The sequence below is a fragment of the Gammaproteobacteria bacterium genome (assembly GCA_016705365.1).
GTDB lineage: Bacteria > Pseudomonadota > Gammaproteobacteria > Pseudomonadales > UBA5518 > UBA5518.
This window is the reverse complement of record JADIYI010000008.1, coordinates 334,752-351,909: the sequence shown is the minus strand read 5'-3', so window position 1 is coordinate 351,909 and position 17,158 is coordinate 334,752. Positions and strand designations below refer to the sequence as shown.

At 58.6% G+C, this 17,158-nt stretch carries 21 protein-coding genes and 1 pseudogene; 19 read left to right on the top strand and 3 right to left on the bottom strand.

What is annotated here, in order from left to right; all coding sequences use genetic code 11:
- Positions 1-315: 315 nt before the first annotated feature.
- From IPF49_09090 to IPF49_09000, 19 genes and pseudogenes are all read left to right on the top strand, one after another.
- Entirely contained in the window at positions 316-690 is a 375-nt protein-coding gene (locus IPF49_09090; GenBank protein MBK6287765.1) for a hypothetical protein, read from the top strand.
- A 563-nt stretch (positions 691-1,253) separates the two neighbouring features.
- Positions 1,254-1,883, top strand: coding sequence for a manganese efflux pump MntP (mntP, locus tag IPF49_09085; GenBank protein ID MBK6287764.1), 630 nt, complete (start codon positions 1,254-1,256; stop codon positions 1,881-1,883).
- Between the two features lie 107 nt (positions 1,884-1,990).
- Positions 1,991-2,314: a hypothetical protein gene (locus tag IPF49_09080; protein ID MBK6287763.1), complete on the top strand. Its 324-nt coding sequence runs from the start codon at positions 1,991-1,993 to the stop codon at positions 2,312-2,314.
- 43 nt (positions 2,315-2,357) lie between these two features.
- Positions 2,358-2,948 (top strand): DUF2269 domain-containing protein, encoded by a 591-nt coding sequence (locus IPF49_09075; protein MBK6287762.1) that lies wholly within the window; start codon positions 2,358-2,360, stop codon positions 2,946-2,948.
- A gap of 99 nt (positions 2,949-3,047) precedes the next feature.
- A complete protein-coding gene (locus IPF49_09070) occupies positions 3,048-3,905 on the top strand; it encodes a class I SAM-dependent methyltransferase (GenBank protein ID MBK6287761.1) in 858 nt (285 codons plus the stop codon).
- Between the two features lie 790 nt (positions 3,906-4,695).
- Complete coding sequence (locus IPF49_09065) at positions 4,696-4,953, top strand: helix-turn-helix transcriptional regulator (protein MBK6287760.1); 258 nt, start codon at positions 4,696-4,698, stop codon at positions 4,951-4,953.
- A gap of 138 nt (positions 4,954-5,091) precedes the next feature.
- Positions 5,092-5,898, top strand: coding sequence for a nucleotidyltransferase domain-containing protein (locus IPF49_09060; GenBank protein MBK6287759.1), 807 nt, complete (start codon positions 5,092-5,094; stop codon positions 5,896-5,898).
- A gap of 144 nt (positions 5,899-6,042) precedes the next feature.
- Positions 6,043-6,552, top strand: a complete 510-nt coding sequence (locus tag IPF49_09055) for a hypothetical protein (protein ID MBK6287758.1) — start codon at positions 6,043-6,045, stop codon at positions 6,550-6,552.
- 162 nt (positions 6,553-6,714) lie between these two features.
- Complete coding sequence (locus tag IPF49_09050; GenBank protein MBK6287757.1) at positions 6,715-7,002, top strand: type II toxin-antitoxin system RelE/ParE family toxin; 288 nt, start codon at positions 6,715-6,717, stop codon at positions 7,000-7,002.
- 15 nt (positions 7,003-7,017) lie between these two features.
- Complete coding sequence (locus tag IPF49_09045) at positions 7,018-7,317, top strand: putative addiction module antidote protein (protein MBK6287756.1); 300 nt, start codon at positions 7,018-7,020, stop codon at positions 7,315-7,317.
- Between the two features lie 558 nt (positions 7,318-7,875).
- The gene (locus IPF49_09040) at positions 7,876-8,088 is read left to right on the top strand and encodes a type II toxin-antitoxin system HicB family antitoxin (GenBank protein ID MBK6287755.1); all 213 of its coding nucleotides are present in this window, start codon (positions 7,876-7,878) and stop codon (positions 8,086-8,088) included.
- Positions 8,089-8,559: 471 nt separating this feature from the next.
- Positions 8,560-8,841: a BrnT family toxin gene (locus IPF49_09035; protein MBK6287754.1), complete on the top strand. Its 282-nt coding sequence runs from the start codon at positions 8,560-8,562 to the stop codon at positions 8,839-8,841.
- Entirely contained in the window at positions 8,792-9,043 is a 252-nt protein-coding gene (locus IPF49_09030) for a BrnA antitoxin family protein (GenBank protein ID MBK6287753.1), read from the top strand. The genes IPF49_09035 and IPF49_09030 overlap by 50 nt, the downstream gene beginning before the upstream one ends.
- Before the next feature lie 132 nt (positions 9,044-9,175).
- Positions 9,176-9,506 (top strand): annotated as a pseudogene (locus IPF49_09025) (type II toxin-antitoxin system RelE/ParE family toxin).
- Positions 9,499-9,810, top strand: a complete 312-nt coding sequence (locus IPF49_09020) for a helix-turn-helix transcriptional regulator (protein ID MBK6287752.1) — start codon at positions 9,499-9,501, stop codon at positions 9,808-9,810. Before IPF49_09025 ends, IPF49_09020 begins: the two are co-directional and overlap by 8 nt.
- Positions 9,811-9,917: 107 nt before the next feature.
- Positions 9,918-10,676 (top strand): hypothetical protein, encoded by a 759-nt coding sequence (locus IPF49_09015; GenBank protein ID MBK6287751.1) that lies wholly within the window; start codon positions 9,918-9,920, stop codon positions 10,674-10,676.
- Positions 10,677-11,174: 498 nt separating this feature from the next.
- On the top strand, positions 11,175-11,642 hold the full coding sequence (locus tag IPF49_09010; protein ID MBK6287750.1) for a hypothetical protein: 468 nt from the start codon (positions 11,175-11,177) through the stop codon (positions 11,640-11,642).
- 114 nt (positions 11,643-11,756) lie between these two features.
- Positions 11,757-12,254, top strand: coding sequence for a cytochrome c (locus IPF49_09005; protein ID MBK6287749.1), 498 nt, complete (start codon positions 11,757-11,759; stop codon positions 12,252-12,254).
- Positions 12,255-12,303: 49 nt separating this feature from the next.
- Positions 12,304-12,687 (top strand): PaaI family thioesterase, encoded by a 384-nt coding sequence (locus IPF49_09000; GenBank protein MBK6287748.1) that lies wholly within the window; start codon positions 12,304-12,306, stop codon positions 12,685-12,687.
- Positions 12,688-12,718: 31 nt separating this feature from the next.
- Here IPF49_09000 and ilvD read toward each other — a convergent pair whose 3' ends face one another.
- The 3 genes from ilvD to argE all read right to left on the bottom strand — a co-directional run bounded on the left by ilvD (position 12,719) and on the right by argE (position 17,103).
- Positions 12,719-14,563 carry a dihydroxy-acid dehydratase gene (gene ilvD, locus IPF49_08995; GenBank protein MBK6287747.1) on the bottom strand — a complete coding sequence of 615 codons (1,845 nt, stop codon included), beginning with the start codon at positions 14,561-14,563 and terminating at the stop codon, positions 12,719-12,721.
- 72 nt (positions 14,564-14,635) lie between these two features.
- The gene (argA, locus tag IPF49_08990) at positions 14,636-15,940 is read right to left on the bottom strand and encodes an amino-acid N-acetyltransferase (protein ID MBK6287746.1); all 1,305 of its coding nucleotides are present in this window, start codon (positions 15,938-15,940) and stop codon (positions 14,636-14,638) included.
- Entirely contained in the window at positions 15,937-17,103 is a 1,167-nt protein-coding gene (argE, locus tag IPF49_08985) for an acetylornithine deacetylase (protein ID MBK6287745.1), read from the bottom strand. Before argE ends, argA begins: the two co-directional genes overlap by 4 nt.
- Positions 17,104-17,158 lie beyond the last annotated feature (55 nt).

The following is a 17,158-nucleotide window of genomic DNA, read 5'->3' as shown; positions in this document are numbered from 1 at the left end:
ATCCGCGCCGGCAGCATCGCATGGCCGGTAGTCGGCAAACATGACTATTCGCAGGGCTTGATCAGCGACAATCTTCGCGTGACGGGATAGCACCGAGAAACAGGTATGCGTTACAACATGTCAGCGAGCACAATCCGATTGAACTCAAATGCTTGGAGCAAGGCTCATCGGATTACACGTCACATTCGACGTGATAATCTGCTTCGCATTAGAGTCCGAATTATTAGTTATGCCTCTATGAGCCAACACTCTCGTCCTCTCGTCGTAGGAGCTTTGGCATCCAGCTTTGCTGTACCCGCGCTCATGGCGCTACTCATGACGTTCTCCACCATGAGCGTCATGACTCCGCCCATACTTGTCTTCTTCGTTGGCGTGCTAATTACGGTTCCCACGACCTGCCTTGTTGCGGTGCCCTTGGCGTTGTTGTTTCGCCGTTTTGGTAGGCTAAACGCGATCTACATGTGCCTACTCGGCACGGTGCTAGGCGCATTAGCGCTTGGGCTCTACACGCTAGATAGCTCTTACTATCCTCAAATGAACGACAAAGCTTTTGCTCTCTGGGTCGCACAGCAAGCAGCGCTGAAGTCCCTCATGCCAGGAGCAGTGTATGGTTTCGTATCGGCAGCGGCTTTTTGCGTCGGTGCCGGCATAACAGTTCGTCCAAGCGGACGCCGTACCGGCGCCGCTTAACTCCAGCGTTATGCCTCTATGAACCAACATCGACGCCCAATCTGGTTTGCCGTGCTCGCTACGGCTATGTCCGTACCTCTTATCCTCGCTCTACTATCAACTCTGGCTATTCACTTGGTGGGTAGCTTCGTTCATTTTAAGGGTTGGGGTGCCCTTACTGGTCTCGTTGCCTTCATCCTTCCATATAGCTACGTGGCAATGCTTGTCTTCGCGCTCCCCTACATACTTTGGCTTCGAGCTCGCGGCGAACTCACGCGCCCAAATATATGCTCTGGAACTGTAGTTGCTTCGCTTCTTGCGGTGCCAGTCTATTCCTCGCTGGTTGCTCCACAATTTGAGGTCAGCGGGGCTATTCCCTTGTTGGCTGCTTCGCTTGGGTTGCTTTCGGGCATATGCTTCTGCGTTGCCGCTGGCATAACTTTTCGTTCAAGCCGACGTGCTGCGCACGCGGCTTAACTCTGACGTTATACGGCACTAGAGACTCGCGAGACGTCTTGCAACCTTCGTTCTCGCCACCCTCCGGCTATCATTACCTTCCAGAACTGCCCTAGGCGGAGAATTCGTTGAGCCTGCTTTCCATCATTCTTATCGCCCTTGCCATGTCAACTGATGCCTTTGCTGCAGCGGTCGGTAAGGGCGCCGCAATGCACAAGCCCCGCTTTCCAGATGCACTCCGCGCTGGCGTAATCTTCGGCACGATTGAAGGCTTGACCCCTGTCATTGGTTGGCTATTAGGCTTGGCAGCAGCAAATTACATCAGCGAGTGGGATCACTGGGTCGCATTCACTCTGCTCAGCATGCTCGGAATCCACATGATCTACGCCGGGCTCAAATCTGAGAGCGCAGAAGGTTCTCCTGATGGTGTTGGCCGTCCAGATGGTTTCTGGAGCCTCGCCGCAACTGGATTCGCGACCAGCATCGACGCAATGGCAGTTGGAGTCGGACTTGCGTTTCTGGACGTCAATATCGCGTTCGTAGCTTTGGTGATCGGCCTCACTACATTAGTGATGGTGACACTCGGAATAATGCTGGGCCGAATTCTTGGCGCTCTTGCCGGAAAACGTGCAGAGATATTAGGCGGGATCGTGTTGATCGCAGTTGGCGCCACAATTTTGCACGAGCACTTATCGGCAGAGCGCAAGATCCCAGCTGTGTCTGAGACTGCATATGTGACTCCAGCAGGTGCCGTATAACTATTCGTTCAAGCCGAGACCGCTTCGCGGCTCGGCTTGCGCGGTATCGTGTACCACACCGCCGAGCCGCTACGCGTCCCGGCTTAACTCAGGTGTTGGGCAGCAGCATGAAGTATGACGACGGCTCAAAAATGCATCTCGGTGACATCGTCCGAGTCCCGACGCCGGACGGCAACAAGGAAGCTCGAGTCGTGATGCTTGGTGACTCACGCGATCACCTAGAACTCGACCCTGATTTCATTGAATGGATCGTCAGAGACAACATTTTGGCTTCAACGTCGATCTTCGTTGAGTGGCTCGGGGCCAATCCATTCGCTCATAAGAACCCAAAATTCGCGCCTGTCGGGAACTACATGAGCACCACCGTCGACGAGCATATTCATTTCGTTTCGCGGGCAGCCGCCCAACTATTCAATCAAGCCGACCGCTGACGCGGCGGCTTATTTCCGGTGTTAGGGCTCGAAGCAAGCACCTATGACCTATGCACTTCTCAAGTTTTTGCATGTATTGGGCGCAATCCTGATGGGTGGAGGTCTTATCGCTGTTTGGCTCTGCGACTTGCGCTCTCGTCAAGTGCGCGAGCTGCCCCGTTTTGCCGAGGCGGTGCGCAACATCGCTGTGTTTTATGACGGGGTCGTCGTACCCGGTGCAATTCTTCTCTTAGTCTCGGGAACCTGGCTGATTGTCGAATTCTTCGGCGGTTGCGGTTTCATGAAAATACCGTGGCTAGCCGGAATGGTGGCTCTGTTTGCTTTCGAATTCATCGAAGGGAACACCATCACGAGGCTCTACTTCATGCGGTTGCGCAGGCTCACGAACGAAGCCCAGAAGGTGGGTAGATTCACTGCTCAACTCGAGCAGGCGCGCGCCGAAAGCGTGGCTACGTTTACCCACTTTCTCGATCTGCCGATTCTCTTCTTGATCGTAGCTCTCGGCGTAATTAAGCCAGGCACTTGGGTATTGTTCATTGCCGGCGCCGTAGCGTCGCTCGTGATTGCGACTGCCCTGACAATCTACATACCAAGGCTCTACCCGTGGGGCGTTGAGCAGGAGCAGTCTAAGTAACCTCCGTTGGAAGTCGCTTGAGCCCTAACAAGCGCATGCAGAGCGACGCGCTGACGCGCGCGCCTGATGCGCGAACGTTGGGCATCAAGAGAGAGGACTATGCAAGACGAACACGCCGCAGAACCAGACAATACAGCCGTTCGCACCGCGCTATGGCGGGCGTTGCATGTACAAGTAGATGAGCCGCCACACGTATTTGAAGATGAAGTCGGCTTGAAGCTGGTCGCACCAGATGATGATTGGCGTAACCGTCCGGACATGAGCCTGTTCACAAAGCCGTTCCGGGCTGCCATTTTGGCGCGAGCTCGTTTCATCGAAGATTTGGTCGAGGAGCAAGTTGCGAGTGGTGTTGGTCAGTATGTTCTTCTCGGCGCGGGCTTGGATTCATTTGCACAACGTAAGCCAAAACTTGCATCTCAACTACGCGTCTTCGAACTGGATCAGCCGGAATCTCAAGAGTGGAAGCGCCAGCGCCTTTTGGCTACTGGCTTTGGTATTGCCGATCACCTCAAGCTCGTGCCAGTGGACTTCGAGGCCGGCAACAACTTGTTAGAGCGGCTGGTTGCATCAGGTTTCGACGCTAAGCGCCCAGCAGTCGTAACATCCACCGGTGTAAGCATGTATCTGACCAAAGATGCAATCATGGCGACCTTACGCCAAATTGCAACGTTCGCGTCTGGTTCCACATTTGTCATGTCATTCCTGTGCCCAATTGAAATGCTAGATCCTGAGATACGCATTGGCGTCGAGCGCGCTGCAGAAGGTGCACGCGCCAGTGGCACGCCCTGGATTAGCTTCTTCAAGCCTAACGAGATAATGGCTCTTGCCCGCGAGGCAGGGTTTGAGAATGTACAGCATGTGTCGGCTGCCGATCTGGCGGAACGCTACTTCGCAGGCAGAACAGATGGTTTGCGTCCACCAAACAATTCCGAAGAATTGCTGGTGGCAACGGCTTGAATGCCCAACAAATCGCTGCAGCCGACCGTCATCCCGCTACGCGGGCTGCCGGCGACTGAGCTCAGGCGTTGTGCGTCACAATGAATCGAGTCTGATGGCCGCTTCACCGCCGAATTATGGAACACCGCATGCGCGTAATTCCTGGTTCGCACGTCCGCGCGTGTTCTCCCACCGCCATTTCGGGGATCCGCATCATGCCTCGGTTTACAGAATCGTCAGGGCTGTCATTTCCCTCTGCGGTCACCCGTTTGGGTCACGCTCCAGGCCCATCCCGTCAGAGGGCGCGCGGGCTCTTTGCCACTCCGGGTTCGGCGCACCGTTCCCGTTTCTTCCACCCCTTGCGCAGCGCTGCGGGTTTGGATCATTCTGACGCACAACAAATCGGTCAACCGGACGTCATTGCGCGTCGCTCCTTCGTCGCGCCACACAATGCCGCCGGTTACCTCAGGCGTTGGGTTGCAGAATCTCGCTTGACATATCATTTAAGGTATATACCATACACTGCATGTGGGAAGTCTTTGAAAGCCGGTCTGCAGCGAAGCAACTCGATGGGCTTCCCACCGAGGTCCTGAAGCGCTACGAGAAGTGGAAGGATGTGGTACGGATTTCTGGCCCACCTGGGCTACGCAAGATTCGCGGCTTCAACGACGAGGCGCTTGCAGGAGATTGGGCTGAGCACCGATCATCACGGTTGAACCAGCAATACAGGGTGATTTATAGGGTATTGAAGGAAAGCATATGCGTGGAAGTCGTGCGGGTTTCCGCGCACGATTATCGCAGGAAGTAGCGTATGAAGATGCAACGATCCAAACAGCGGGTAAATGTCTCGGTCGGTGATTCCGTCCGGATTATGCGGGAGCTACAAGAGTTGAGTCAGAACCAACTCGCACAGCTAACGGGTATCCCACAATCCACAATTTCCGCAATTGAGCGGGAGCGGGTTAACCTCGGCGTCGAGCGTGCAAAGATTCTTGCGCGTGCTCTCCGCTGTCATCCTGCCGTTCTCGTTTTTCCATCTTGGGACGTCCAGCGTGAATCTGCAGCGTAAAGCGTGTGCAACCCAACAAATCGCTGCAGCCGACGTCGGTCTCGTCGCTTCGCTCCTCAACCGCCGCGGCTGAGCTTCGTCGTTATGCGGCACCTCACTCTCCGTCTCGTCCCGACAATCTCTTTTGGTAGTTAGGTCGTGGAGATCTTAGTTCGAGACGAAATTCTCAAACGCCTTCGAAAGGCAGAGTCGGAGCATTCGATTCGGATTCCCTATGCGTGCGAATCGGGAAGTCGCGCATGGAATTTCGCGTCACCGGATTCCGACTATGATGTGCGCTTCATCTACGTCAGAAAACCCGAGTGGTACCTGTCATTCGATGTCGAGCGACGGAGAGACGTGGTTGAGTATCCCATCGTCGATGATATCGACTGCTCAGGCTGGGACGTCCGGAAGGCGCTCTATCTCTTCACGCGAACCAACGGCGCACTCTTTGAGTGGCTGCATAGTCCGATCACCTATATCGAGGAGGGTTCGTTGGCTCGGAGCCTTCGCGACCTTGCACCGCGCGCGTTCAATGCCACTGCGCTGTGCTATCACTACAGCCACATGGCTCGGCGTAACGCGCGAGAATACCTGTTCCACGACAGGGTTCGTCTCAAGAAATACTTCTACGTGCTCAGGCCCTTGCTTGCGATACGCTATATCGAAGCTGGCCTCGGCATTCCGCCGGTCCAATTCGAGAAGTTGGTTGAGGCCGTCGCGCCGCATCAGCTGCGCAACAGCATCGCTGAGCTATTGGAGTTGAAGAGCCGAACGTCTGAGCTAGGCCTCGGCGAGCCGATACCAGAAATTGGCGCTTTCATTGAATCCGAACTCGAGCGGCATGGCGAGCAGTTCTCAGGCCAGGGAAGGCCGGATCTCCTGGAGGGCAAAGAGGTCCGTGCCGAACTCAATGAGATCTTTCGGCGGGCTGTTGCAGAGGGAAACACTGGTGCCGCATAACAAGTGGTTGCAGCGTACCCAACAGGGCGTCATCAAACTTGCATGCGCAAGTTTGCCGCCGCCCTGCCGGGCCGCTGAACCACGACGTTAGACATATCATCTGGCGTGACAAGAACCTCCGCGCTTGCTCGACTGACCGTCGTAGTGCTCACAGCACTGTTCCTGATTGGCTATTGGATGTATCAGAATAACTTCCGCGGCGACACCGAGGCAGGTCGAATTCAGTTGGAGGTAGACCAAATCAGAGGTGCAAGCGAAGACGACGTCACGGAACCTCGATTCCACCCAGGACTTGGTGGGTACCAGAAGGTGCTACTACCTCGTCTACCGGTCGGTACGCAGGTCACGGTCGATGTATCGGTTGCGGAATTCGGCTTCTACCGCCTCGGTGGCGACTGGATCTTCCTTGGGGAACGGTCTCTTGGCTGGTATTCCGTTGCGGCTTCCGCCCTGACGATGAAATCGAGCAATTCGAGCAGTCTGGAGACACAACTCGAATCGACGCCGGGTGTCCCCACTCGCAACCGTATCGTGCTGCGTGCCGTTCGACCCGGCACGAGCCGTATCTCGCTCAGTGTGCTCAAACTCGATGCAGCGTTCGAACCGACAGCAAGTGAGCCGGTCTCTGACTCGCTGGAGATCACGGTCCAATGAGCTTCGTCGATGAGAAGACCGGCGATAGACCACAGCGTTAGTGTCCAACACTTCATTCCAGCCGACGCCGCTTCGCGACGCGGCCGAGTTTCGGCGTTCGGCGTCAAAGACCCACCAGATTAGGTCGTTGACGTAATGTAGCCTGGCGGATACAGTGGCGACATGGCGATCCGCAAGACCGAGACGTTTGCAATCTGGCTCGATGAGCTTCGAGACTTGCGCGCTCGAGCTCGTGTGCAGGCTCGAATAGAGCGGCTGGCGGGTGGAAACGCTGGAGACATGAAACCGGTCGGTGAGGGCGTGTCCGAAATGCGGATCGACTACGGACCGGGATACCGGGTGTACTTCACTCGGCAGAAGCGCGAGTTGATTGTATTGCTGGCAGGCGGTGATAAGTCCACGCAGGCCGCAGACATCAAGACCGCATTACGTTTGGCGCGAGAGCTTTAGAGGTGAGGTTATCTCATGGCTAAGACCAAGACTACCAAGTACGACGTAGCTGAGCATCTTCGGACGCCCGAGGAAATGGCAGCCTACCTGAAAGCCTGCATGGAGGAAGCAGACGGTGATGCAACCTTTATCGCAAAGGCGCTTGGACACATCGCGCGCGCCAAAGGTATGTCGCAAGTTGCCCGGGATGCCGGACTCTCTCGTGAAAGCCTCTACAAGGCTCTGTCGGGGGATCGTGCCCCAACCTTCGACACCATTCTGAAGGTGATCAATGCGCTTGGCCTAAAACTGCATGCTGAAGCGGTGAAGCATTGACGCCGAACAAGTCGCTCCAGCCGACGTCGCACTCGTCGCTTCGCTTCTCGCCCGGTGCGGCTGAGCTTCGGCGTTATGTTCCTCTGGTTTGCAGCGTGGTACGCCAGTGACGAATCAAAAGCACTGCTGTAAAACAATGCCGACAGAAGGGGTCGCCGTAGTTCCGAGCAATGGAAATCTGGGGCAAAGCCACTGGTTTTGGTGCATGGCAGTCGAACGTTGTGCGACCGAAGCAGATCTAAATGACAACTCGCATCTTGAACAGGTCGGGGACACGATCTGGAGCACGATAATTGGAATCTCCCACTGCCCGTTCTGTGGTGCGAAACTCGAGCCGTCAATCGATCAACCGTCGGAACGAAAGTCCCATTTCATCCATATTGATCACAGCGATTGGTATGCAAAAGTCGAGTAACCAAAACGTACAGGGGCAGTCGGAACATAACAAATCGCTCCAGCCGACAGCCGCCATGCGGGCGTCTGCGACTGAGTTCAGTCGTTGTGTCATTCCTTCGGCGAGGCGGGTAAACTCGATCACATTGATGCAGGTAGAAATACATGAACGCACGCTACACCGCCGTGGTGAAGGAAGATTCGGGTTGCTGGATCGGCTGGATCGAAGAAGTGCCGGGGGTCAACTGCCAGGAGCCCACCCGTGACGAACTTCTTGAATCCTTGCGGGTTACGCTTAGGGAAGCACTTGATCTGAATCGCACCGATGCGCTGCGTGCCGCAGGTGCAGGCTTCGAGGAACTCGAGATCGCCGTATGAAGCGGCGGGACCTTGCACGGCACCTTTAGGCAAACGGTTGCGCGCTTCTACGGAAAGGAGGCCGGCATTCTTGGTGGCACAATCCTGCTCAGAATCTCCGGTCAGCCATACCACGGCACCAGGAAGTCAACGATCATCTTGCACGCAAGATCTGTCGGGATCTTGGCGTGCCAGATCCTCGCTGAGACGTAACAAATAGGGATAGGTCGCACGCAGCCGCGACCTCATCCCAGGTTGAACAAGCCCGGGTTTGAGTGATGGTGCGTCTTATACAGGAAATAGCTCGGGCGAAGATTCGGCGTAGCGGAGCGGTTGGCAGTGCGAACCTGTTTTGCACGCAGCAATCGGCGGATGACCGGGCGCTCCTCAACCGTCACGGCTGAGCGCCGGCGTTGGGCAGCAAGGTGACCTCATGTGCACCTCCAGGCGTCAGGCTTGCTATCCTGCCATATATGTATATACACTAATTCCGTGCGGATCATGTACGACTGCGTGAAGCGCGAACGCGCGTTGCTTGAGCGAGGGCTCGACTTCGAGCGGGCGCGGTATGTGTTTGCGGGTCTCACGCTGGAGGCACAAGACACGCGTCGAGATTACGGCGAGCGCCGAGTTTTGGGCGTAGGCCGCCTCGACGGTCGTATGGTGATGATTGCCTGCACAACGCGAGGCTCCGCACGCCACATCATCTCAATGAGGAAATGCAATGCGCGAGAAATCCGCAGGCACACGCCGTACTTCGACGAAGCCAGATAAGGATCTTCCGGCACTCACGGATGAAATGCTTGCGCGCGCGGTCCTGAAGCGTGGGGAAAGGCCGGTGGGCCGGCCTCCGATTGAAAACCCCAAAGTTGCTATTAGCATACGTTTGCCCCCGGACGTGGTAGCGCGCTGGCGGGCTAGCGGCGCCGGCTGGCAAACACGCATGGCCAAAGTACTGGAAAAGCGAGCACCGTAGGTGCTGCCCAAAAAATCGCTCCGGCTGACGTCAGTCGCGTCGCTTCGCTCCTCGCCCGCCGCAGCTGAGCACAATCGTTGAGCGTCATCTGCAGCCGCTTGCTGCCATTAGCGTGTTTGCTAACATTCATGCATGGATTTCGAGGTCGAGTACTATCATTCACGAGTTCTGGCTGCTATCGAAGCGTGGCCGGTTGATGTGCTTGCTGACTATGCCCGTCTCGTAGAACTCCTTGTGGAGCATGGCCCGAGCCTGCGCTTGCCGTATTCCAGCCAGGGCTCTTGGGGGAGGGCTTCTCGAGCTTCGCCCGCGCGGCAAGTCAGGGATCGGGCGTGCGTTCTACTGCTTTCTGGTCGGGAAGCGTGTGGTTATCGTCCACGCGTTTGTAAAGAAAACCGAGCAGACTCCGGATAAAAAGCTGGCATTGGCTCGAAAGCGAGCCAAAGAGGTGCAAAATGGCTAATCTGAAATACAAATCCGTAAAGCACGATCAAAAGGAGTTTCTTTCTCGTGCCAGGGCGCGCAAAGGGTTCTCCGAGGCGTACGCCCCATTGGAGCTTGAGTACCAAGTTGCTGGTCAATTGCTCAGGGCCCGCGCCCGCGCTGGTCTTACGCAGGACGCAGTAGCGGAAAAAATGGGTACTACCAAGAGTGCAATTTCCCGGCTAGAGGCCGCTGGCAAGCACACGCCGTCGTTGAATACGCTCGAGCGGTACGCGCATGCTGTGGGATGCAAGCTTCAGGTCAAACTCGTACCCGCGAAATGACGCTGAACAAAGCGCTGCAGCCGATGTCGGTCTCGTCGCTTTGCTCCTCGGCCGCCGCCGCTGAGCTTCATCGTTGGCATCGTGGCGTTCGCCAGTAAGGAGATAGGTTGAACGCTGAATCGAATCAAATCACCAGCAAAGTGCCGGAAGTCACTCTGCTGTTCTGGATCATCAAGGTTGCCGCCACGACGCTTGGTGAAACCGGCGGCGATGCAGTATCGATGTCAATGGGTCTCGGCTACCTGGCGGCGACCGGAATCTTTGCCGGACTCTTTGTCGCTGCGGTAGGCGTGCAGATTGCCGCCAAGCACTTCCGGCCGTATGTGTACTGGACCACTATTATTGCGACCACTACCGTGGGCACGACGCTCGCCGACTATGCGACACGTTCCCTCGGTATCGGATATTCGGGGGGCAGTTCACTCCTGCTGGCGCTGCTGCTCGCATCGGTCGCTGTGTGGTATCGCGCAATGGGCACGGTGTCTGTGGTATCGGTGACTGCGCCCAAGCCCGAGATGTTCTACTGGGCGACAATAATGTTCTCGCAAACCTTGGGTACCGCGCTCGGTGACTGGACTGCGGATACGGCTGGCCTCGGTTACCTTGGGGCCGCGACTATCTTTGGCACGCTGCTCATGTTTGTCGTCGGCGCATACTTCTGGACCAGCATTTCGCGCACATCGCTGTTCTGGATAGCCTTCGTGCTGACGCGCCCGCTTGGTGCCGTCGTCGGCGATTTTCTCGACAAGCCGGTCGCATCCGGCGGTCTCGCCTTGAGTCGTTATTCCGCATCAGTGGTGTTGCTGGTGTTCATCTTTGGCTGCATCATGCTCTTCAAGCATGAACCAGCCGGCAAGCGCCATTGAGAGCGAGAATACCGATGCCCAACAAATAGGGATAGGTCCCGCGCAGCCGCGATCTACTCCGGGTTGGACAGGCCCGGGCTTGAGTGATGGCGCGTCTTATAAAGGAAATAGCTCGGGTGAAGATTCGGCGTAGCAGGGCGGTTTGAAGTGCGGACCTGTTTTGCACGCAGCCGCGATGCGGGTGCGCCGGTTCTTGCCGGCGCGGTACTTTGCAGACCTGGGACTTCCTGCCTTGGTGGCGAAGCAGGAACATGTCATCGAACTGCCGTGTACGCCATCCGTACACACGGTGGTGTGGGAGGAGAGGCGCCGTGAGGCGTCTCCTTGTCCCGATTGGGTTTCGTCAATTGGTGTGTCGCCTGTATGAGAATCCATTGGTTGGTCGTTTTGATTGTAGTCGCATTGACATGTTCCTCGAGAGCAGGTGGAGCGGGTGAGCGCACTGCTTCGCCTGACGGAAAGCTGATTGCATTTGTCAAGCCGACTCCGGACAAGCTCGTGGATACTGCGAGTGAAGTTACAGAAGCAACGGAGATATGGACATCTGAACCAAATGGAGCCAACGCAAGGTTGTGGCTGCGAGGAAAGTCGGCGGAGAACCCGGAAGAAGCATTGGCTGGCTTCGCAGGGCTGCAGTTCTCGCCTGATGGAACAAAAATCTATTTTCTTTCCCTCGCGTGGGTGACGTCTGGCGCGGTGCACGTACTTGATCTCCGTACGGGAAAGGAAGAATTCGTCTGCCCCGGAAACTCCCTCGAAGTAATCCATGAGGGAGAGTACAAGGGAGATCTGATGGTGCGGCAGCACCGATACTTCCTTGGCGGCGGGTCATTTGATTGGTTATGGCTGCTTCGACCAAACGGCGAGGAGATCGGACCCATAGCTGCGGACGACGAGGACGACGATGGGCCCGAAAGCAGTTTCCGGAAGATGTATATGCCAAATTCATTGACGCACAGGGAGTAGCGCCTGGTGCCGAACAATCCGCTGCAGCCGACGTCAGTATCGTCGCTTCGCTCCGCGCCGGCCGCAGTGGAGCTACATCGTCTTGTTTCGCAATTGCCTTGAGAGGGTCACATAATGTTCGACAAATTCCTTGCGACTATGATTGTCATCGGTGGTCTGGGCATGGCTTGCGCGCATGCCTGCGCGGCCGAGCCTGAAGCTGTGCGTCAGGATATCGAGTTGTCGCCGGGTGTATTGAATCTGCTCAGGGCGGAAATGGGAGAAATCGCCGGGGGTGTACAGGGCATAGCCCTGTCCCTGGCAACAGCGGACTGGATGTCAATTCAGGAAACCAGCAGGAAGATACGGGCCAGTTACATCATGGAGAAGAAGCTCACTGCTGCCCAGGCAAAGGAATTGGAGCAAGCGCTTCCAGAGTATTTCAAGCAGTTGGATACGGAGTTCCATCAGAGGGCGGAAAAGCTTGGTTTGGCCGCAGCAGTCCATGACCCGGAACTTGTAGCTTTCCAGTATTCCCGTTTAGTGGAAAATTGCACTGTTTGTCATGCTGCATATGCCAGATCACGATTCCCGGGATTCTCTTCCCCGCCCCTTCAGGGCCATTTACACTGAGCGAAACATGACAAATGGAAACAGGTCGCGCGCAGTCGCGCAGAACCCAATGACACACCCGTTTGCCGAATTGATCGACCTTCACATTGCAGAACAGCGGGCTGGATTCAGCAGGCTCGAGCTGACGGTAACCGCTGATCACCTGAACCCTCATCGGGTAGTCCACGGGGCGGTCATCTACGCCATGGCGGATACGGGCATGGGCGCAGCACTGTACCCGACCCTGGCCGAGGGCGAGAGCTGCGCCACGATCGAGATCAAGATGAACTACTTCAAGCCGGTTGTCGCGGGAACGCTCTTCTGCCTGACCGAGCTCGTGAATCGCGGCAGGACGATAGCGAACCTCGAATCCAGGGTCTATCTTGGCAAGCTCCTGGTGGCGCAAGCCAACGGCAACTATGCGATTTTCCGTCCCCGCAAGACCTCGGTCTGACCCTCGGCCGCGCATGCGTGTTCGGCTTGCGTCAGCGAATCTTCTCGATGTCACGCACCGCTCCCCGGTCCGCGCTGGTACACAGCATCGCGTAGGCACGCAGCGCGGTTGACACCTTGCGCGGGCGCGGCTGTGCGGGCTTCCATGCGTTACCGCCCCGGCTTTCCATCGCGGCGCGCCGGCGCGCGAGCTCCGCATCATCGAGCAACACGTCGATGCGGCGCCCCGGGATATCGATGCGGATGCGATCTCCATTCTCGATCAGTGCAATAGCACCGCCACCGGCAGCTTCCGGTGATACATGCCCGATTGACAGGCCCGAGGTGCCGCCGGAAAAGCGGCCGTCGGTGAGCAGGGCGCAGTGTTTGCCCAGGCCGCGCGACTTCAGATAACTGGTCGGGTAGAGCATCTCCTGCATGCCCGGCCCGCCGCGCGGACCCTCGTAGCGAATCACCACCACATCGCCTTCCACCACCCTGCCATCGAGAATATGCTCGACCGCCTCCTCCTGGCTCTCGCAGACATGCGCGGGGCCTTCGAACACCCAGATCGACTCATCGACCCCGGCGGTCTTCACCACGCAGCCATCGAGCGCGATGTTCCCGTGCAGAACCGCGAGTCCGCCCTCCTCGGCATAGGCATGCCCGGCCGCGCGGATGCAGCCTGCGGCGCGATCGAGGTCGAGCGTGTCATAACGCGTCGATTGGCTGAAGGCGGTCTGGGTGGGGATGCCAGCCGGTCCCGCGCTGTAGAACGCGTGTACCGCCGGGTCGTTGCTGCGCTTCACGTCCCAGCGCTCCAGCGCTGCGTGCATGCTCGCGCTGTGCACGGTCGGTATGTCGGCATGGAGCAGACCGGCGCGCTCCAGCTCGCCGAGAATGGCCATGACGCCACCGGCCCGGTGCACATCTTCCATGTGGTATTTCGGGGTACTCGGCGCGACTTTGCACAGCTGCGGTACCCGGCGCGACAGGCGGTCGATATCGGCCATCGTGAAATCGTGTTGTGCCTCGTGCGCCGCGGCCAGCAGATGCAGAATGGTATTGGTCGAACCACCCATCGCGATATCCAGCGTCATGGCATTCTCGAACGCCTCGAAACTGGCGATGCTGCGCGGCAGCACCGAGGCATCATCCTGCTCGTAATAGCGCTTGGCGAGTTGCACGACGGTGCGCCCGGCCTCGAGGAACAATGCCTCGCGCCCGCTGTGGGTAGCCAGCAGGCTGCCGTTGCCGGGTAATGACAGTCCGAGCGCCTCGGTCAGGCAGTTCATGGAGTTGGCGGTGAACATGCCGGAACAGGAGCCGCAGGTGGGGCAGGCCGAGCGTTCGTACTCGGCGGCCATTTCGTCGCTCGCGTCGCTGTCGACCGCGATCACCATCGCATCGACCAGGTCGAGCTTGTGCTCGGAGAGTTTTGTCTTGCCGGCCTCCATGGGTCCGCCCGAGACGAACACGGTCGGGATGTTGAGCCGCAACGCGGCCATCAGCATGCCGGGCGTGATCTTGTCGCAGTTCGATATGCACACCAGCGCATCGGCGCAATGCGCATTGACCATGTATTCGACCGAGTCGGCGATGATATCGCGCGAGGGCAGGCTGTAGAGCATCCCGTCGTGGCCCATGGCGATGCCGTCATCGACCGCGATGGTGTTGAATTCCTTTGCCACGCCACCGGCTTTCTCGATCTCGCGCGCCACCAGTTGCCCGAGATCCTTCAGGTGTACATGCCCCGGCACGAACTGGGTGAAGGAGTTGGCGATCGCGATGATCGGCTTGCTGAAATCCTCGTCCTTCATGCCGGTGGCGCGCCACAAGGCGCGTGCCCCCGCCATGTTGCGGCCTTCGGTGGTGGTTTTCGAGCGGTATCCGGGCATTGTCGTTTCCTGTATTCCGGGTAATTGGTGCCAGCAAGCTTTATTCCACGGAATGCGGAATAAAGTTTGTCGTCACGAATCAAGCGCCTTGATGAAAACCAGCGAGTTGCGCTGGTAGTTGTAGAGTTCGCGCCGCTTCTCGGGGAGCTCAGAGAGTTCCGCTGCGTGAAAGCCGCGCTCCAGAAACCAGTGGGCGGTGCGCGTAGTCAGCACGAACAGCCGTGTGATGCCAAGGGTGCGTGCGCGCCCCTCGATGTGTTCCAGCAGGCGGTTGGCGCGCCCGCTGCGACGGTAATGCGGTGCGGTCGCCACGCAGGCGAGTTCCGCCGACTGGTTCGGCTGGTCCGGGAACAGCGCGGCGCAGGCGATGATCGCGCCATCGCGCTCGACCACGCTGAAGCCGGAGATGTCGATTTCGAGCCGCTCGCGCGAACGCCGCACCAGGGTGCCGTCCCTTTCCAGCGGTTCGATCAGTTCCATGATGCCGCCCACATCCTCGATGCCGGCCATGCGGATGTTCTCGTAGCCGCCGCGATTGATCATGGTGCCCACGCCGTCGCGCGTGAACAACTCCTGCAGCAAGGCCCCGTCGCGCCGGTAATCCAGCACGTGGCAGCGTTCGACCCCGAGCTGGCAGGCCTGTATTGCCGCGTCCAGCACTGGCGTCGGCGAGTGTTCGAACAGGCTTTGTGCGAGCTGGATCGGCAGATCGCGCAGCGGCTGTCCGTCGGCATCGCGAATCAGCGCATCTTCGAGCAGGATCAGCTTGTCGGCCGCGAGGGCGCTGGCAACCGATACCGCGACCTCTTCCTTGCTGAGGTTGAATATCTCTCCGGTCGGCGAATAGCCGAGCGGCGAGATCAGCACGATATTGCCGAGCGCGAGCTGTGCCGCAATGCCTTCGCGGTCGACCCGGCGCAGCCTGCCGGTGTGCTGGAAATCCACCCCCTCATGGACGCCGAAGGGCTGCGCGGTCACGAAGTTGCCGCCGCAGACGCGGATCCGCGCGCCGTGCATCGGCGAGTTCGCGATGCCCATCGAGAGCAGTGCCTCGATGCGCGCCCGCAGCACGCCGGCGGCCTGCACCGCGAGTGCCAGTGCCGGCGCATCGGTGATCCGGCGCCCGTTCGCCAGCGCGCTCTGTACCTTCGCCGCGAGCAGGCTCTCCTCGACCTGGCGCCGCGAGCCGTGCACCAGCACCAGCTTCACTCCCAGCGTCGACAACAACGCGATGTCGTGCACGATCGCCGAGAACAGCTCGTCGGCGACGACCTCGCCACCGAATACCAGCACGAAGGTCTTGCCCTTGTGGGCGTTGATGTAGGGGGAGGAGTTGCGAAACCAGCTCACATATTGCTGCAGGGTGTTGTCACTCATCTCGATTGCCCGGTCACGCAAAAACGGTTGATCATCTGTTTCAGTATGCCGATGGCCGGCTCCACCTGGCGCAGTTCCATGTACTCGTTCGGCTGATGCGCCTGGTGGATAGAGCCCGGGCCCATCACCACGGTCTGCATGCCGAGGCGTTGCAGGAAGGGGCTCTCGGTCGCGAAGGCGACCTGGCCGGCGCTGTAGCCGGTGAATTGCTCGGCCGCGCGCACGATCGGTGCCGCGGCGTCCTCGGCGAAAGCAGGCAGCCCGGGGAACAGCGAACGCATCTCGATATGCATCCCGGTGTCCGCGGCGATCCGCGCCAGGCGCTCGCGAATAGTGGCTCGCAACTCGTCCGGGTCCATGCCAGGCAGGGGGCGCAGGTCGAAATGCAGTTCGCACTGGCCGCAGATACGGTTGGGGTTGTCGCCGCCGTGGATACAGCCGAAATTCAGCGTGGGGACCTCGACCTCGAACAGCGGATTGCGGTGGGTCGTGGCCAGTTCGGCGCGAAAGGCCAGCAGATCGCTCATCACGCGCAACATGCCTTCCAGCGCGTTGACGCCGAGCGCCGGGTTGGAGGAGTGTCCCGACTGCCCGGTCACGGTGACCGCTTCCATCATCATGCCCTTGTGCATGCGTACCGGCCTGAGATCGGTAGGCTCGCCGATGATCGCGTGCCGCGCCTGCGGCTTGCCGGAGGCGACCAGCAGGTTGGCGCCGTCCATCGAGCTCTCCTCGTCCGCGGTAGCGACCAGGATCAGCGGCTCGCGCAGCGGGCTGCGGTGGAACTCGAGGGCGGCTTCCAGGGCCAGGGGGAAGAAGCCTTTCATGTCGGTGGCGCCGAGGCCGTAGAGCCGGTCCTCGCGCAGTGTCAGGCCAAAGGGATTCATCTGCCACAGCGCCTGGTCATAAGGCACCGTGTCGGTGTGGCCCGCAAGCACCAGGCCGGCGGAGCCGCTGCCCAGCACCGCGATCAGGTTGGCCTTGTCGGCGCGCCCCGGCAACGGCTGGACCTCGGTGCGAAAGCCGAGCGCGTCCAGCCATTCCGCCAGCAGCTCGATCACGCCGCGGTTGCCTTCGTCCCACTCGGGCGCGGTGGAGCTCACCGAGGGCGATGCAAGAAGACGGTCGAACATCGTCATGATTTCAGGAATGGGCCGGGCCATGAATCGTCCATTTCTTGATGTTGCCGGCTGAAAACCCGGCGGCCATCGAGTATAA